Genomic DNA, 16,684 nt, shown 5'->3' with positions numbered 1-16,684 from the left:
CCCGATCAGGAGGCGGATTTCTTGTTGTGCTCAAGCGCGCCCTCGTCCGCATCGCCCGCATCGCCCGCATCGGCCAGATGCTCCTCTCCGTCTGCCAGCAACATATGGGGCGTGACCACGTCACCCGGCCGTATTCTTTGCAGACCATTGACGACGATGCGTTCGCCCGGCGTGAGCCCCGCCTCGACCACACGCAAGCCGTTCTGAACGGCACCCAGCTGGACTTCACGATATGACGTCCGGTTCTGCCCATCGACGACCACGACGAAGCGCTTGCTCTGATCCGTGCCGATGGCGCTCTCTTTGATCAGCACAGCCGGTCGCGGCGCACCACCAACCAGCTGGATGCGTGCATATAATCCGGGCAAAAGCATGCCATCCGCATTGTCGAAGACAGCCCTCAGCCGTATCGTTCCAGACGAGGCGTCGAGCCGGTTGTCGATCGAGGCAACCTTGCCCCGCCGAGGAAATCCCCGCTCGTTGCCCAAGCCCATGTTGACTGCTATCTGTTCCGCCCCGCCGATGCGCGCCGGGTTCACGAACGACAGAAAGCTCTGTTCGTCGACTTCGAATGACGCATACATTTTGTCGATCGACACCAGCGTAGTCAGGGGCTGCGCCCCGGTCCCGGCGGAAACAATATTGCCCTCGGTGACCTCGGCACGCGACACTCGCCCAGACACGGGGGCGACAATTTGCGTGTGCTCCAGGTCCAGCTCGGCGGTCGCCAACGCGGTCTCTGCCGCCTGCTTCTCGGCTGCAGCAACACGCGATGCATTCCGCTTTTGCTCGAAATCGCGCTTGGCGATCGCATTCTTGTCCAGCAAGCGGCGCGCACGCGCCAAGTCGGCGCCGGTATATGCCATGCGCGCCTTGGCAGCGGCAAGGTCGGCCTGCGCCCTGTCTACCGCTGCCTGATACGGCCTGGGATCAATGGTAAACAGCACGTCGCCTTCTTGGACCAGGCTGCCATCCTCGAAATGCACCTGGGTGATCGTTCCCGATACCAGAGGCCGTATCCGCACCTGGTCCACCGCCTCGAGGCGACCCGAGTATTCGCGCCAATCTGTAATGCTGCGGCTGTTTACCTGCACCACATCCACAGCAACTGCCTGGTCGGGCGGCGGCGCCAGCGCCGCAACGGCGTTGCCGGTTTGCATGCGAAACCACAGCACGCCAGCCGCCAACAACACAAGGGCCATTACGCCAAGCGCGTAACGATTGCGCAATGAAAACATGGGAAATCCTTTTTCGGGGAAGTGTCGCGAAGCGCTACGGCTGTTCGCGATACGAAAGAGGATGTATTATTAATTTTTTAGAAAAACAGTTAAATAGTGATTTTTCGCTATCACTATTCGTTCCAAACGAACAATATGGAGCTTCCCATGGACAGGTTTCAGGCCATGCAAGTCTTTACCCGTGTTGTCGATGCCAACAGTTTCACGCTGGCAGCAGACAGCCTGGGCCTGCCTCGGTCCACCGTCACCACCACCATACAGAACCTGGAGCGCAGCCTGAAGTTGCGTCTGCTGAACCGGACAACACGCCGCCTGAGCCTGACGCCCGATGGCGCCGCTTATTACGAGCGCTGCGCACAGATTCTGGCCGACCTCGAAGACATGGACGCCTCGTTCCGGGACGTAACCCGGGGTCCCAGCGGACGTCTGCGCATCGATACGCCGCCGTCAATCGGCCGCTTGATCCTCGTTCCAGCCCTATGCGATTTTCATACTCGCTATCCCGACATTGAACTGGCGATCGGCATGGGCGACAGAGTCGTCGACATGGTTCGGGATGCCGTCGACTGCGCCATCCGCGTCGGCGAGCTGGCCGACTCCAGCATGGTGGCCCGCCGCATCGGCACATTCGAAAGCATCACCTGCGCAGCGCCGGCTTACCTGGAACGGCACGGCGAACCGAAAAGCATTGAGGACCTGGCCAACCACCACGCCGTTCATTATTTTTCAGCCCGTACCGGGCGTGTCATAGACTGGTCCTTCATGGTCGATGGCAAACCGCGCGACATACAAGTCAAAGGCAGCGTATCGGTCAACGATGCCGAAGCGTACGTGCAATGCGGCGTCAACGGCTTCGGACTGATCCAGCCATCCCGTTATATGGTCGCCCCCTTGCTTGCATCCGGCCAGCTTCGCGAAATTCTCACAGAATGGACACCACCGCCCCAGCCGATTTCAGTCGTCTATTTGCACAACAGGCATTTGTCACCCAAGGTGCGGGTATTTGTAGACTGGGTCAGCGAACTGTTCCAGCATTGCGCACTGATGTCAGGCTGCAAGTACATGGACCAGATCGACCAGGAATGCGCCTTCGCGGGCAAGGAAAAGCCGCAGGCTGCCGTGCGAAAGCATCTGAAGCAGGAAGAGTTCGAAGAGAGTGTTTTTTAGCCGGGCCCCAGCTGATTCCCGAACCACCTGCGTTAGCTCGTACACCTTACCTGGAAGTGACACGGCAGCCGACACTTAAACGCATGAAAAAAAGCGGCATCGAAATGCCGCTTTTTCTCAGCTGGAACGAAACAACGGAAAACCGTTATTCCACTGGGTCTTTCACCCGATAGACCAGCACTGCCGTGCGCGCCAGCCCCAGCACCTTGACCGTTACGCTGCCCAGCAGCAAACGCGACAGCCCAGTGCGGCCGTGGCTGCCGATAAAGATGAGGTCGCAGCCGTTGTCGGCGCCAGCTTGCACGATGCCGTCGGCCACATTGAAGCTGGACACAATTTGCGACGTAGCCGTAACGCCCGCCGTAGAGGCGCGATCGAGAACCGCCTTCAGATACTTTTGCGCCTGTTCGGCCGCCGTCTTTTCGTAGTCTTCGTCGGTAATGGCGTAGGCAGCCGCCATGCCGTCGAAGCCGACCGTGGCCGCGAAAGGCTGAGTAACGTACAAAGCGACGACTTCGGCACCGATCTGGCGTGCCAGGCATACGCCCTTGTTGGCGGCCTGCGCCGCAAGGGGCGAACCATCGGTGGGGATCAGTATCTTTTTAAACATTGCGGTTCCCGTGGTTGAAAGATGCTTCTATCCTAGCCATAACCGCGTCAAAAACATACAGGTAATAACGCGGATGTTTGCGTCTGGTCAATTTCGTGCCTGCTTATGGGCCTTGGCACCGGGCGGCCAACCCGCCTCATGCCGACGGAAGGCCCCTGCCTAGCCGCCCTTGGCCGCGCGATAAAGAGTAGTGCAGCGGCCGCCGCTGCGGCAATACGCCAGCACCGGCGCCGGAAGCGCTTCGAGCAATTGACCGAAGCGCTCGACGTCTTGCTGCGTGATGGAACCGCTTACAACCGGCTGGTATTCCACCTGCAGGCCAGCGGCGCGCGCCGCCTCCATGACGTCTGCGGACGAGGGCTGGTCGGCGCCGCCCTCGAAGTCGGGCCGGTTGATGATGACGCTTTTATAGCCGGCCTGCGCAACTGCCTGCATGTCGCCGGGGGCAAGCTGGGGCGCCACCGCGAAATCGGCGCTGAGGGGATTGACGGGGACTGCCATGGTGTTTCTCCAAAATGTATTCAAAGCGCTGCATCCGGCGGCTTGCTGCCGGCTGCCTGGTGGTGGGATCAAGCGTCTTGCCCAAAATGGACGCGACGCCCCTGTATTCTGTTTTGCCCGAGCCAGCGCCCGGCGTCAGCGCCGGCCAGCACATTGAACTCGGCAAGGCGCTGCTGGCCCAAAGGGTCGGCCGCATCGGCGCGGGCGGCCGGATGGCACATCAGCAGGTCGCCGTCTTGCAGGCGCTCGAGCCAGCTTGAAAGCAAGCGGCCGTATGCCGACTCTCCGCCCCGAAAATCATACACTCCTGCAAACCGCACATTCAAGTGGAACCCCAGGCGTCGTGCATTGCGGCGAAGCGCTGCCGCGCCCAGGGCCTGTATGACCCGCGCCTTGGCCCGCTGCCGCGTGGGCAAGCCCCCCAGGGAAACGGCGCGTGTGCTGCGCAGCCAGGGCCGCGCCGGCCCCGCATAACGACCCGCAAGCGCCTGAAGCAGGACGTCGCGGATTTGCGGCAACTGATGCACGTGCTGGTGGCCGTCCACGAAATCGGGCGCCCGGCCAAGCACGGTTTCGAACGCTTCGAGCTGATCCTGTATCTGGGCGCGAAGCACCGCAACGTCGAGCCGGCGTGCATACGCACGGCGGATCAGCGTGGCCAGGGGCAAGTACAGGCCCGGCCGGCCCAGAGACTCGGTAAAGTTCAGGTGCAGCCCCATCTGCGACCCTGTGCCGGCCAGAGCCTGCGCATGCCGCGCAAAGGTGGGCCCCAGCGACAGACAGCTGGCGGCACTGAGACGGCCCTGCTCCGCCAGGCGTATGATGCCGGTGTCGATCGCCTCGCTCATGCCGAAATCATCAGCGCACAGCACGACCCGCTTTATGTCGTTATCGATGCTCACAAACCCTCTTTCGGAAAACGCTGTACATGATCAAACTGTTCACGCAGATCGGCTGGTTCGTCGCCACGGGCTGCGCGGCAGCCCTGACCCACTGGCTGGTGGCCGTGCTGTGTGTACGCGAACTGGACTTGGCCCCGCTGCTGGCCAACCTGGCCGGATGGCTGGTGGCATTCTGTGTGTCTTTTCTGGGTCATTACCACTTTACCTTCAGGCATCAGCGCGGGCCATGGGCCAGCGCCGCAAGGCGTTTTTTTCTGGTGTCGGCGATGGGTTTCGGCATAAACGAGCTTGCGTACGCCTACCTGCTGCACGCCACGGCGGTACGTTACGACCTGCTGCTGGCGATGATACTGGTCGCGCTGGCGGTGCTTACCTTCATTCTAGGGCGATTTTGGGCGTTCCGGCACAAAAGCTGACAAAGCCTGCCACGCTTCCTCTTGAGGAAAGCGAGCATGGTCAAGCATGGACCAATCCACTAAACTCCGGGAAACGAAAAGCGAAATCAGTATCGACAACGCAGGAGACAACATGAACAGGCAGCATTCCCACGAGGCGGGCGCCCATGTAGCAGACGCGGACACCGGGACACCATATCAAAGCACCAGCTCGCAAGTCGCCGACCTCGTTCGTGCCAACCACATACTATACGACCAAGGCGTGGTCGATGCCTTCGGCCACGTCAGCGTCAGGCACGAAACAGACAGCGGCCGCTTTCTTCTGGCGCGCAACATGGCGCCGGGCACGGTCACAAAGGACGACATCATCGAATTCAATCTCGAGGGCGAACCGCTCAACGCGGCGGGCCGGTCGGTCTACCTCGAACGCTTCATACACAGCGAAATCTACAAAGCGCGGCCCGACGTCATGGCTGTGGTCCATAGCCACTCCGCCACTGTCGTGCCCTTCAGCATCGTAAAAAACAGTCCCTTCCAAGCCGTGTGCCATATGGCGGCCTTCATAGGAACCCGCCCACCCGTATTCGAAATCCGCGACTTCGGCGGCGACGGCACCGACCTGCTCGTCACCAACCAGATGCTTGGCACCAGCTTGGCCAGCGTCCTGGGAAAAGGCCACATCGTGCTCATGCGTGGACATGGCTCCACCGTCGTTGCGGACACCCTTCAGAAAGCGGTGTACCGTGCCGTCTACACAGAGGTCAATGCCCGCACCCAAGCAGAAGCCATGCGTATCGGCGCCATCACACCGCTATCCGAGGCCGAGGTCAGCACCGCCACGGCAGTCATCGAAGGGCAGGCGGCGCGCGCCTGGAACCTATGGATCAAAACGGCCGAGGCGACCCATGCAAAGCTGACCGGCGCGCAGTCGGACCGGACATAAGCCGCGCCGTCATGGCCAGCCTCGCCGCGGGACACACATGAAAGGTCCCCTGATCAACGCACGCCAGCTCCGGTATTTTGCCAAGGTCGTCGAGACCGGCAGCATCACCCGCGCCGCCGAACAGCTTTACATCGCCCAGCCCGCGCTCAGCTCCAGCATCCGGCAACTCGAGGACAGCTTCGGCGTGCCTTTGCTGCATCGCCATTCGCGCGGGGTCGAAGCCACGCCGGCGGGCGAGCTGCTGTATTCGCGCACCTGCTCGCTGTTCGGCATCATGGAGCAAATACACGCGGACATCTCGCGCTTCAGCCAAAATACAACCCGCTATTTCTCGCTGGGCCTGCCGCCCAGCCTGGTCATGCTCATTGGCACAGAAGCCATTGTCGCCGCCCGCGAGCAATTGCCCGACGTGGTTCTTTCTTTGCGCGAAGACCCCAGCTTCGCCCTGGCGGACGCGGTCGAGAACAAAGAAATCGACATCGCCTTCGCCTACTCGGTCGCCGAGCGGCCAGGCATACACTTGACGCCCATGCTCCATGAAGAATTGCTTCTGGTGACGCATCCCGACCAAGCGCCGCCACAAGACCCCGTCACCCTGGAGCAGACCCTCGCCCTGCCCATGGCCCAGGGCGGCAAGCGCGACGCCGGCCGCTGCACGCTCGAATTCGCGGCGGGCGAGCAAGGCCTGTCGTGCGAGGTGATATACGAAATGCAATCCATCGCCGGCATACGCGAGATCGTCAAGCGCGGCATCGCGGCCACGACCCTGCCCTATGGGTCGGTCGCACGCGAAGTGGCCGGCAATGAGCTGGCCATACGCAGAATCGACAATCCGCACATGCGGCAAATCATGCATATCGTGCGGCCCGCCCATGGCGCCGACCCCGCGGCGCTGGACGAGGACATCAGGGCCTACTTGCTGAGCCTGGTGGATCTGATCGTCGAGCGGCAAGGCAATCTGGCGAATAAAATCGATCCGCCCTAAGGCCTGTTGACACTAACGGAAAGCCCCTATCGCGCGGAGGATTTCAACCGGCCGCCTGCCAGCGCATCAGGCAGTTGCCGAGCGGTACCAGTCAAGTATTTCCGAGCCGGTCGCAAACCAGGCGTCGCCCTTGTCCCGGATATATTGCAAGGCTTGATCGAAAGGCTTGCTGCGATGGGGATGCCCGATCAAGAAGGGATGAATGGAAATCGCCATCACCCTCGCGCTGTCGCGCGCGTCCTCGTGCAGTACGTCGTAAGTATCGCGGATCATCCTGGCAAACTGTTCGCCGCTTTGCTTGAGGTCAAGGAAGGCGGGTATATCGTTGATTTCGATCGCATAAGGCAGGGCAACCAGCGAACCGCTCTTGACCTTCATGGAATAAGGCTGCTCGTCGTTGACCCAATTGCCCGTGTACTCGATGCCGGCCTCGGCGAGCAGGTCGGGGGTGTTCACCGTTTCGGTCAGCGCCGGGCTCAGCCAGCCCCTCGGCCGCTTGCCGGTCGAATCGTGGATCGTGTCGATGACATGCGCAATCAGTTCGCGCTCTTCGTCCTCGCCCAGCTTCGTGAACATCTGCGAATTGTTCTGGCCATGCGCCATCCACTCCCAACCATGCTCGTTGCCCGCCTTGATCAGCTCGGGATAAAACCGGCACACATCGGAGTTGAGCGCAGCCGTGCCCCGTATACCATGCTTGTTCATCACGTCGAGCATGCGCCAGAAGCCGACCCTGGGGCCGTAGTCCCGCCATGAGTAATTGAGCACGTCGGGGACGAGGCTGGTGGTGACCGCCGTAATCGACGTGGAAGGCCTGTCGAACAAAAAGTGTTCGACATTCGGAATCACCCAGACGGCCACACGGTTTCCATCCGGCAGCTTGAGCGGCGGGCGGGCGACGATCGGTGAATATTCAAATCGATTGGCTTCCTGCATTTTCCTGCCTCCTTATTTTCCGCTGGTCTCGTGTTGCTCGAGATAATCGAGCGTGTCGTACAAACCCACCACATCGCAATACTTCGCTTGCAAATCGAACAGGCTCTGCTCGTGCGCCGATGCCGACCGGTCTCCCACGGCCTCGGGCACGACGATGGGCCGAAAGCCGTTTTGAACAGCATCGACCGCTGTGCCCCGGACGCAGCCGCTGGTGGTGCAGCCGGCGATCAGTACCGTGTCGGCACCCGAAGCGACCAGGCGGGACAACAGGTCGGTGCCGAAAAAGCACGACGCGTATTTCTTCACCAGCACGGAATCCCCGGGCTGATAATGCAGCCTGGAGTCCAGCTCGACCGCGGGCGTGCCGCTTCGCAATGTCGCGGCGCCACTCTGCTTGAGTACCCAGACGCCGCCGTCCCTGAGGCCGGCGTCGTCATAGGCGGTGGTTGTGAAAAAGATCGGCGCGTCGGCCTTTCGGCAGGCGTCGATCAGTTGGTTGGTGGCTACGATCTGCTCGTCCATGTTGGAACCGAGAGGCATGTCGGGGTCCGTGAACGCGTTGATGATGTCAACGACGATCAGCGCCGGCTTGCGGCCGAAACCCATCGTCCGGCCGAAGCCCCGTTCCCGGAAGAACTCCTCATCGGTAATCGTCCGACTATTCATGTCAGTTCTCCTTTACTTTGCGCGGCTCTTACATGCCGCGGAATACCCAATTGATAGAGCCGCATGCGCAAGTGGGGGCCGTCGACGATGGCCACCGCCAACAAAATGGCCCCCGTTACGATATCGTGCACATACGGCGCGACGCCTAGGGTGGTCAGTCCGGTGCGCAGTACGCACAATACCAACACGCCCGCCGCGATACCCAATGGACGGCCCACACCCCCCGACAGGGATACGCCGCCCAATATCGCCGCGGCGACCGCAGGCACGAGTATGTCCGCGACGCCCCCCGAGGGCGATGCCGACGACAAGCCGAAACTGAGCATGGCGCCCGCCAGCGCCGCGAACGCTCCAGAGCAGGCGAATACGCCCAGCTGGATGCGGTCGGGGTTGACGCCGGCTATCAGGGCGCCGTGGCGATCGCTACCCGTGGCGATAAGGTCGCGCCCCGCACGTGTGAACTGAATCACCAAGGCCGCCAGCACGAACAGAGCAACCACCACGAGCGCACGCACGGAGATGAAACCAAGCAAGGGCGCATTGATGGCGATGGCCATCTCCATGTTGTCGAATGGAACGCTGCGGTTTCCCGTTACCACATACGCCGCCCCCACAAAGGTGAGCAAGCCGCCCAGGGTCACGGGAACCGAACCGAGACCGAGGCGGATCATCAGCCAGGCCTGCAGCAGGCCGCCCGCTAAGCCGACGGCGAGCGCTGCCGCCAACCCCGCCACGGCCGACTCGTTGCCGGCGAGCACCGCTATGCAACCGCCCAGCCCCATCATGCCCGCCACCGACAGGTCGAACTCACGCATCAGCATGGTCAAGCCCAGGCCAAGCGCAACCAGGCCTATCGTGGCAAAGTGCTGAAAAACGCTGAACCCCCCGCGTGCGGTAAACACCCCCGGCCCGCCGGACATCAGAGCGAAGGCGGCCAGCACCAGGCCAAGCAGCAGGAACGGCCGGAAATTGGATTGCCATAGGGCGGAAAGCGGCTTGCTCATGACTTGCTCCGGGATTGAAGCAGTATGGCCGCCAACACCACCAGCCCGATAAGCAGATACTGGAACTGCACATCCAGTCCGTAGAGCAGCAAGAGGCTTTGCATTACCGCAATAAATACGACACCGAACATGGTTCTCAGCACGGAACCCTGGCCTCCGCCTATCGCCGTTCCGCCGACCAGCACCGCGGAAATCGCGCTGTAGTCGAAGCCGACGCCGAACTCCATGCTGCCCGAGCCATAGCGCGCGGCCAGCAATATGCCCGCCACCCCGGTAAACAAGCCAGCGGCGGCATAGGCGGCCACAGTCGTGCGCCATGTGGATATGCCCCCTACCTCGGCCGCCTCGGGATTGGACCCGACCAGGATCAGCTTGTATCCAAAGCGGGTAAAGCGCAGAACGAATTCGCCGGCGATGACGGCCGCGGCAAAGACCAGCAAGGGCGCCGGCACGCCCAGGAATCTCGCCTTGAACATCGACAGGGAGTCTCCCGACACGTAGACGGTTTGGCCGCCGGCCAGGTACTGCGCAACGCCCAGGATGAGGCTCAGCGAGGCGATGCTGACTATCAGCGGATTGGCCCTGAACAGCCCGATGACCATGCCCTGGGCGACCATGACGGCCAGCGCCAGCGCAATACCCGCCAGCCCGGCAAGCCACCCTCCCCCACCCGAAAGGTGAGCGACAAGCATGGAGGCCGCGGCACACGTGGCCCCCAGGCAGAAAGACATGATGTTTCCGCCCAGAGTGATGAAGGTCATCCCGATCGCCACACAGCCAATCAAGGAAAGCGTCCCCGTCAGGGCGATGAGGTTTGGCAGGCTGATGAAACCGGGGGTGAGCACAGCGACGATCAGAAGAGCCACCATGGCGCAGCCCACCACCAGCGTATGCATGGAGATGGAAGCGCGGGTTCTTGCCCAGCTCGCGGATTCGGGCCGCGCGAACGTGAAGGCGTTCATGCCGCCCCCCGTGCCGCGGCGGTATGCGTGATATCGGCCAGGATGCGACTACGGGAAATATCGGGACGGCTGTAGCAGCCGACCTGCTGCCCACGGTACAAGGTGATCACCACATCCGCCATGCCCGCGACTTCTTCAATATCGGTTGACATCATGACAATGCAATAGCCTTGTTCGCAAACGCGGCGCATCAGCGCGTATATCTCCGCGCGCGCGCCCACATCGACGCCTCGTGTCGGTTCGTTCATCAGCAGCACGCCGAAAGCCTGGTCAGTCAGCGAGCGGCCCACGGCGATCTTCTGCTGATTGCCTCCGCTGAGTTCGTCGGCACGCGAATCCAGCCTGGCGGGATCGATGCCCACCCGTTCGCACACAGCCCGCGAACGCTCGGAGATGGCGCGCCGGGACACCAGGCCCGCGCGCCCGACCTGGTCAAGTTGCGTGGCGACGAGGTTGGTGCGTACCGGCAGCGTCAGAAAAATGCCGTCGCGCGCCCTGTCCTCGGAGACGAAGCGGACATTGGCTCCCAGCGCGCTCGCCACCGAGCCGGCCGGCAGCCGCTTTCCGCGCACCCTGACCGTGCCTTGCACGTCGTAGACCAGGCCCGCAATCGCCCGGACCGCCTCGCCCGCGCCCGAGCCGATTTGCCCAGACAGACAGACGACCTGGCCGGCCCGCGCTTCAAATGTGAGATTCGCCACATGTCCGGGTATCCGGAGACCTTCTATCTCGAGCACGGTTCCGCCGCTGGACCCGGCGGCGGACGGATACATCTGGCCCAGCGGCCGTCCCAGCATGAGTTCGACCAGTTGCTCGCGGTCCATGTCGGCCACCTTGGCGTGGGTGACGAGAGAGCCATTGCGAAGCACCGTGACCGTATCGCAGATGTCGAACACCTCGGCCAGGCGATGAGTGATGAAAATGATAGAGCGGCCGGATTGGCGCAAGCGCCTCAGCGCATCGAACACCCGGATAATCTCGCCATCGCTCAAGGTGGCCGTGGGCTCGTCCAGCAGGAAGACCCGTGCATCGCGGGCGAACATGCGGGCGATCTCGAGCAACTGCCTTTCGCCCAGAGCAAGCGTGCCCGCCATCGTATTGAGCGGCAGCGTGTCCAGGCCCACGACCTTCAGGGCTTCGACCGCCTTGCGCCGAAGCATTTGGCGGCGGTACAGGAAGGGCACGCCTCGATGGCCCAGCCATATGTTGTCCAGGATGGACAGGTGCGGCACGATGCTCAGCTCTTGGGAAACGAAGGCGATGCCGTCGGCCTGGGAATCGCGCGGACTGCGATAATGCCTGGGCTTGCCGTCGACTAGAATCTCACCGCTGTCCGGCCGGTGCACACCGGTCAGAAGCTTGACCAGGGTGCTCTTGCCCGCGCCGTTCTCGCCGCACAAGGCGCGAATTTCCCCGCGCTCGACGGCAAAGCTCACCGCGTTCAGGGCACGCACGGCCCCGAATGTTTTCTGGACATTGTCGGCCTGGAGAATTGGATGCAACGACGCCATATTCCGCCTGCTTCAGAATGTGCACGCATCGGCGAACTCGTCCAGGTTCTCCTTGGTGATGGCCGCCATCTCGAGATAGTGGTGCTTCTCCACCGGCTTGCCCTGAAGGAAGGCGGCGGCAGTGGCCACGGCCTCGGTGCCCGTGCGCGCCGGCATCTGTGTTGCCGTGCTGTATTGCTCGCCCGCGCGGATATGGTCTATTCCGAACTTCATGCAGTTCGAACTGACGACGACCAGCTCTCCATCCTTGGTGCCCAGAGGCACTCCCGCCGCCTTGGCGGCCAGTATCGTGCCATGCGCCATGTTGTCCGCCATTGCATAGATCGCATCGAGCCCGCCCTGAGCCGCGAAGCGCGCGAATAGCTGGCCTGCGATCCTTTCGCTGGCCGCGGTGTCCCACTTGGCGTCCTCGGTCGCGACTATCTTGATTTCGGGGTGCGCCTCGATCGCTTTCTTGAACCCTTCCAGGCGCCTGGGCGCGACGCCCTCGGCCAATGAGCCAGTGATCAGCGCTACCGAGGGGTTCTTTCTGCTTTTCAGGACCTGGGCCAGCGCTTCTCCGGTCAGGCGGCCCAGCACGGAATGGTCTTCGCCGATGAACGATTCGAAAAGCGCATCGTGACCGTCGGCTATGGGTGAGTTCACTACAAAGACCGGCACCTTGGCCGCCTTGGCGGCAGTCAATGCCGGCACGATCGCCCTTTCGCTGATCGGCGTGATCAGCAAGGCGTCATAACCCTGCGCAATCGCGTCGCTGACCTGCTGGCTTTGCAAGGCCGCGTCGTAAGGGCTGGTGAGGACGGTTGCACTCATTCCCCTTTTCTCGCTCTGTTCCTGGATAGTCTTGGCCAGAGCGGCTATGAAAGGGTTGCTGGTGGTGGCGGTCAGGTAGGCCAGGCGTTTGCCTTCCAGCGAAGGTTGCGCCGCGGCTGTATTCATGGCTGTGCCCACTACGGCTGCGAAACACAGCCCCCCCAAAAGACGCGACGCGACGGACTTCCGAATGCGTTTCATGGCTTTGCTCCTCTTTCTTGTCAGGGATCCGTAGCGGCGCCGAACGGCCGCTGCGCCTCGACTGAAATTGGATCATTGACCCTAGGCGCGGGTCTAATACAATTTATATGCAGGTAGCCATATATTTTTTATCGGCAGGGTTTTCCCCTGCGGAAGCTTCGAACGAAAGGGGCTATTCTGTATAGTTCGGCCCCGGACGCGAGGCGCAGAAGCACAGTCGTCATGCCATATGGCGGCTTCATGATGCGGGAAAGGGACGGGAACGCTGGCGCTATGCAGTAAGCTGCCGCCCCGGCACGAGGCGGCAACTGCTTGGCGCGATCATTGGTTGATGGCCCGGCTGGCCGCTTGAGGACGACGGTCGGCGGCGAAGAATTCGGGCTGTGTCAGCGACATGCGCTGGCCAAGCCCCTGGCCCTTCTGGTTTCGCACAAGGTAAAGAGGACGGTTCTTGACCTCGCCGAATATGCGGGCGATATATTCGCCCAGCACACCGATGGAAATAAGATTGATGCCGGCAAAGAACAGCACCACAGTGATCAGCGAAGCCCAGCCCTGGACCGGGTCGCCATACAGAAAATACTTGACGATGATGAATAGGCCATAGGCGAATGACAGCAAGGAAAGGCAGATGCCCGACATGCTGAGCAGGCGCAGGGGCCAGGTGGTGAACGAGGTGAGGCCGTCAAGCGCAAAGTGGAAAAGCTTGAACGGCTTGAAGCTGGTGGTGCCGTACAGGCGCTGGGGCGGCGCGTAGGCATAGGGCTCGGTCTTGAAGCCGACCCAGGCGAAAAGCCCTTTCATGAAGCGGTTGCGCTCGGGCAGCAGCAGCAGGGCATCGACCACCTTGCGGTCCATAAGGCGGAAATCGCTGGCGTTCTCGGGTACCGTAAGCCCGCCCGAAGTGCGCATGAGCCGATAGAAGAACTTGGTGCCCAGTCGCTTGAAGAAGGATTCGTCTTCGCGCGTGGCCCGCACCGCATAGACCATGTCGACGCCTTGCTGCCAACGCTGCAGCATGGGGGCGATGAGGGCGGGCGGATGCTGAAGATCGGCGTCGAGCGTGACCACCACCTGGCCGCGCGCGGCCTCGAGCCCCGCGCTGAGGGCGGCCTCTTTGCCGAAGTTGCGCGAAAGCTGCACGTAGACCACTTGCGGATGCTGCCGGCCAAGCGCTTCGAGCACATCGGGCGTGGCATCGGTGCTGCCGTCGTCGACGACAATGATCTCGAACGCCTGCGTAAGGGGCGACAAGGCGGCAACCAAGCCCGGGATCAGCACGCCCAGGTTGGCCGCCTCGTTCAGGCAAGGCACGACGCAACTGATGGAAGAAGGCTGTTCGAAGATTTTGTCGGGCATGGCAGGTTTGCAAGTGCGCTTAGTGTAACGGCACTTGCAACAACAATTAACTAATGAATTCAACAATAGTGTTTCAAATGTAAAGCACTACCTGCAAGCACGCAATGGGAATTAGGTCAAAACTAGGGTAAGCCTGTATGCTTTGCACCACAAAAACGTAACAACGGCAGGTAGTTACGTTTTGCGTGAATAGACCGGGCGCGCGCACCCCCGAAGCACCGCCAGAACCCGCACGATTCCGTTGACGTTGCCCCTGGATTTATATAAGATTCATTGTAAATATATCTTTGTTCGCGGCATGCGGATCCTCCGTAGCAGCCACGTTCCGTTCATTGCGCTTTATCGGAGCCAAGCATGGCCATTCGAGACGAAATTTGCACCGAAGACGAGATCTCAACGCTAGTCTACAGTTTCTACGACCGCGTGCGAGCCGACGCCACGCTGGGGCCCATATTCAACGCCCACATCCAAGACTGGGATCATCACCTTCAAAAGATGGTCAGCTTCTGGTCATCGCTGATGCGCGGCACGGGCACCTATAATGGCACGCCCATGCCCAAGCACATCGCTCTGCCCGAACTCAGCGCCGAACTCTTCCAGCGGTGGCTGTCCCTGTTCCACGACACCACCGAAACCCTGCCCAATCGCCTCTTTGCCGAAAAGGCCGAAGCCTTTGCGCACCGTATCGCACGCAGCCTCTGGTACGGCTACCAATTGCACAATCAGCCCGACCGCCCCCTGACAGAAGTCTTTTCATGACCAAGGCCAGAGCCATTCCGGTTTCGTTGCACGAACCCGGCGAGCCCGCTTCCAAGGGTCCGCAGCTCAAGGCGTTTCTTGAACTGGGCTTTCGTCCCTTGTACATGGCCGGATGCGCCTGGGCCCTGCTTTCGGTGGCCTTGTGGATCTACGCCCCGCAGTGGCTGTCGCCGCCGCTGGGCGGCGTGGCCTGGCACGCCCATGAAATGCTGTGGGGCTTTGTCGCCACCATCGCGGTGGGTTTCCTGCTAACCGCGAGCGCCACCTGGACAGGCATCAATCCGCTCAAGGGCCTGCCCCTGGCCGCCGCCTGTGCGCTTTGGCTCGTGGCGCGCGTGGGCTATCTGGCGGGCGGCCATCCTGCCTTCTACGTTGCGGCGGCAGCCGAAACCGCGTTCTACCTGCTCAGCGCCATTGTCCTGCTGCGGGTCATGGTCAAGGGAAAAAGCAGGCGCAACTACGGCATCCCTTTCCTGGTGCTGGGCCTGGGCGTCGCCAATTGTCTTTATCTGCGCGCCTCGCTGTCAGGCAACTACGCAGCGCTGATGCAGCACTTTGAACTCGGCCTGATCTGCATGGCGGTCATCGCCCTGCTGGTGGCGCGGCGCGTCATCCCCTTCTTTGCCATGCGCGCCATACCCGGCCTGGCAATACCCATGCTCACACGCAGCGGCCAGGCCCAGATGGTGCTGGGCATCGCCGCCATCGTGCTGGGCCTGGCGGGCCAGGAACACCCCATGGCGCTGGCGCTTGCGGCAACCGGCCTGGTCAGCCTGTACCAGATCGCCCGCTGGAAGCCCGGGGCCGTGCTGCGCAAGCCCATCCTCTGGATTCTTTACCTGGGCTACGCGGCCATCGGTGTCGGCCTGCTGCTGGCGGCGGCCCATCTGGCCGGCCTGGGCGCAGCCAGCCCCGGCACCGCGGTTCTGGCACGCGCGGCCGTCCATGTGCACGTTATTGGCATGGCGGGTTTTTCGGTGTTGATCATAGGCATGGTCACGCGTACCGCCCTGGGCCATCTGGGCCGCCCGCTGCAGCTCGACAAAAGCATGGTGTCCAGCTATTGGCTGGTGATACTGGCCGTGGCCCTGCGGCTTGCCGCACTGGCGCCCTCGGGTGCCATGCAAGCGCTGCTGCATGCTTCCGCCGCCGCCTGGGTGGTGGCCTTCGCGCTATATTTATGGCGCTTCGTTCCCCTATTGATAAGGCCGCGGCCATGAGGCTTACCCAGCACAGCGACTACGCCATGCGGCTGCTCATGTATGTGGGCAGCCACCCCGACAGGCTCTGCACCATCTCGGAAGTGGCACGCGCCTACGACATATCCGAGCCCCACCTGATGAAGGTCACCCACCGCCTTAGCCAGCATGGCTGGCTCGAAACCGTAAGGGGCAAGAACGGCGGCATGCGGCTGGCCCTGCCGCCGCAAGACATCCGCCTGGGCGCCGTGGTGCGCGACACCGAATCCGACCTGGCGCTGGTCGAATGCCTGGGGCCCAACAATACATGTTCGCTGGCCGGCGGCTGCGGGCTTACGGGTATTGTCCATGGTGCCTTGCAGGCCTTCCTGCAGCATCTTGACGAGTACACGCTGGCCGACATCTTGCGCAAGCCGCCCGCAGACGGCGCGGCGCCGGTGCAATTCGTCGATTGGGCCGCCAAGGCGGCAAGCCGCTGATCAGGCGATGCGGCGATCAAACATCAGGCCGGGTTGCCCGAGGGCGGCCCGGCC

The 16,684-nt window shown here is 62.0% G+C and carries 18 protein-coding genes; 7 read left to right on the top strand and 11 right to left on the bottom strand.

The features are described 5' to 3' along the window. Positions 1-5: 5 nt before the first annotated feature. Positions 6-1,238: an efflux RND transporter periplasmic adaptor subunit gene (locus C7440_RS03625; RefSeq protein ID WP_116517510.1), complete on the bottom strand. Its 1,233-nt coding sequence runs from the start codon at positions 1,236-1,238 to the stop codon at positions 6-8. Positions 1,239-1,385: 147 nt separating this feature from the next. On the opposite strand from C7440_RS03625, the gene C7440_RS03620 reads away from it, so the two are divergent. Then, entirely contained in the window at positions 1,386-2,405 is a 1,020-nt protein-coding gene (locus tag C7440_RS03620; RefSeq protein ID WP_165832437.1) for a LysR family transcriptional regulator, read from the top strand. A gap of 145 nt (positions 2,406-2,550) precedes the next feature. Here the strand turns inward: C7440_RS03620 and C7440_RS03615 are convergent, their stop codons facing one another. From C7440_RS03615 to C7440_RS03605, 3 genes are all read right to left on the bottom strand, one after another. After that, positions 2,551-3,015, bottom strand: a complete 465-nt coding sequence (locus tag C7440_RS03615; RefSeq protein WP_017525560.1) for a universal stress protein — start codon at positions 3,013-3,015, stop codon at positions 2,551-2,553. A 159-nt stretch (positions 3,016-3,174) separates the two neighbouring features. Then, a complete protein-coding gene (locus tag C7440_RS03610; RefSeq protein ID WP_017525561.1) occupies positions 3,175-3,516 on the bottom strand; it encodes a protein tyrosine phosphatase family protein in 342 nt (113 codons plus the stop codon). A gap of 68 nt (positions 3,517-3,584) precedes the next feature. Further along, positions 3,585-4,418: a ChbG/HpnK family deacetylase gene (locus C7440_RS03605; RefSeq protein WP_243410816.1), complete on the bottom strand. Its 834-nt coding sequence runs from the start codon at positions 4,416-4,418 to the stop codon at positions 3,585-3,587. A gap of 26 nt (positions 4,419-4,444) precedes the next feature. Between C7440_RS03605 and C7440_RS03600 the strand changes: the two genes are divergently transcribed. The 3 genes from C7440_RS03600 (at position 4,445) to C7440_RS03590 (ending at position 6,741) form a co-directional block, all read left to right on the top strand. Then, positions 4,445-4,834, top strand: coding sequence for a GtrA family protein (locus tag C7440_RS03600; RefSeq protein ID WP_116517509.1), 390 nt, complete (start codon positions 4,445-4,447; stop codon positions 4,832-4,834). A gap of 112 nt (positions 4,835-4,946) precedes the next feature. Then, on the top strand, positions 4,947-5,756 hold the full coding sequence (locus C7440_RS03595) for a class II aldolase/adducin family protein (RefSeq protein WP_116517508.1): 810 nt from the start codon (positions 4,947-4,949) through the stop codon (positions 5,754-5,756). Between the two features lie 37 nt (positions 5,757-5,793). Continuing rightward, entirely contained in the window at positions 5,794-6,741 is a 948-nt protein-coding gene (locus tag C7440_RS03590) for a LysR family transcriptional regulator (protein WP_116517507.1), read from the top strand. A gap of 66 nt (positions 6,742-6,807) precedes the next feature. On the opposite strand, the gene C7440_RS03585 is transcribed toward C7440_RS03590, so the two are convergent. From C7440_RS03585 to C7440_RS03555, 7 genes are all read right to left on the bottom strand, one after another. After that, positions 6,808-7,677, bottom strand: a complete 870-nt coding sequence (locus tag C7440_RS03585; protein WP_116517506.1) for a polysaccharide deacetylase family protein — start codon at positions 7,675-7,677, stop codon at positions 6,808-6,810. Between the two features lie 12 nt (positions 7,678-7,689). Further along, positions 7,690-8,343, bottom strand: a complete 654-nt coding sequence (locus C7440_RS03580) for an isochorismatase family protein (protein WP_116517505.1) — start codon at positions 8,341-8,343, stop codon at positions 7,690-7,692. Next, positions 8,340-9,347 carry an ABC transporter permease gene (locus tag C7440_RS03575; protein WP_116517504.1) on the bottom strand — a complete coding sequence of 336 codons (1,008 nt, stop codon included), beginning with the start codon at positions 9,345-9,347 and terminating at the stop codon, positions 8,340-8,342. Before C7440_RS03575 ends, C7440_RS03580 begins: the two co-directional genes overlap by 4 nt. Continuing rightward, positions 9,344-10,309: an ABC transporter permease gene (locus tag C7440_RS03570; RefSeq protein ID WP_116517503.1), complete on the bottom strand. Its 966-nt coding sequence runs from the start codon at positions 10,307-10,309 to the stop codon at positions 9,344-9,346. Before C7440_RS03570 ends, C7440_RS03575 begins: the two co-directional genes overlap by 4 nt. Next, entirely contained in the window at positions 10,306-11,820 is a 1,515-nt protein-coding gene (locus C7440_RS03565; RefSeq protein ID WP_116517502.1) for a sugar ABC transporter ATP-binding protein, read from the bottom strand. The genes C7440_RS03570 and C7440_RS03565 overlap by 4 nt, the downstream gene beginning before the upstream one ends. A gap of 12 nt (positions 11,821-11,832) precedes the next feature. Further along, entirely contained in the window at positions 11,833-12,834 is a 1,002-nt protein-coding gene (locus C7440_RS03560) for a sugar ABC transporter substrate-binding protein (protein ID WP_116517501.1), read from the bottom strand. Positions 12,835-13,155: 321 nt separating this feature from the next. Continuing rightward, entirely contained in the window at positions 13,156-14,193 is a 1,038-nt protein-coding gene (locus tag C7440_RS03555; RefSeq protein ID WP_116517500.1) for a glycosyltransferase family 2 protein, read from the bottom strand. Between the two features lie 354 nt (positions 14,194-14,547). On the opposite strand from C7440_RS03555, the gene C7440_RS03550 reads away from it, so the two are divergent. The 3 genes from C7440_RS03550 to C7440_RS03540 are packed head-to-tail and all read left to right on the top strand — an operon-like array spanning position 14,548 to position 16,630. Next, positions 14,548-14,952, top strand: a complete 405-nt coding sequence (locus tag C7440_RS03550; RefSeq protein WP_116517499.1) for a group III truncated hemoglobin — start codon at positions 14,548-14,550, stop codon at positions 14,950-14,952. Beyond that, positions 14,949-16,172: an NnrS family protein gene (locus C7440_RS03545; protein WP_180064375.1), complete on the top strand. Its 1,224-nt coding sequence runs from the start codon at positions 14,949-14,951 to the stop codon at positions 16,170-16,172. The genes C7440_RS03550 and C7440_RS03545 overlap by 4 nt, the downstream gene beginning before the upstream one ends. Next, positions 16,169-16,630, top strand: coding sequence for an RrF2 family transcriptional regulator (locus tag C7440_RS03540; protein ID WP_116517498.1), 462 nt, complete (start codon positions 16,169-16,171; stop codon positions 16,628-16,630). Before C7440_RS03545 ends, C7440_RS03540 begins: the two co-directional genes overlap by 4 nt. The last annotated feature ends 54 nt before the right edge of the window (positions 16,631-16,684 follow it).

The organism is Pusillimonas noertemannii (assembly GCF_003096595.1).
Lineage (GTDB): Bacteria > Pseudomonadota > Gammaproteobacteria > Burkholderiales > Burkholderiaceae_B > Pusillimonas > Pusillimonas noertemannii.
This window is presented reverse-complemented; position numbering and strand designations above follow the sequence as displayed.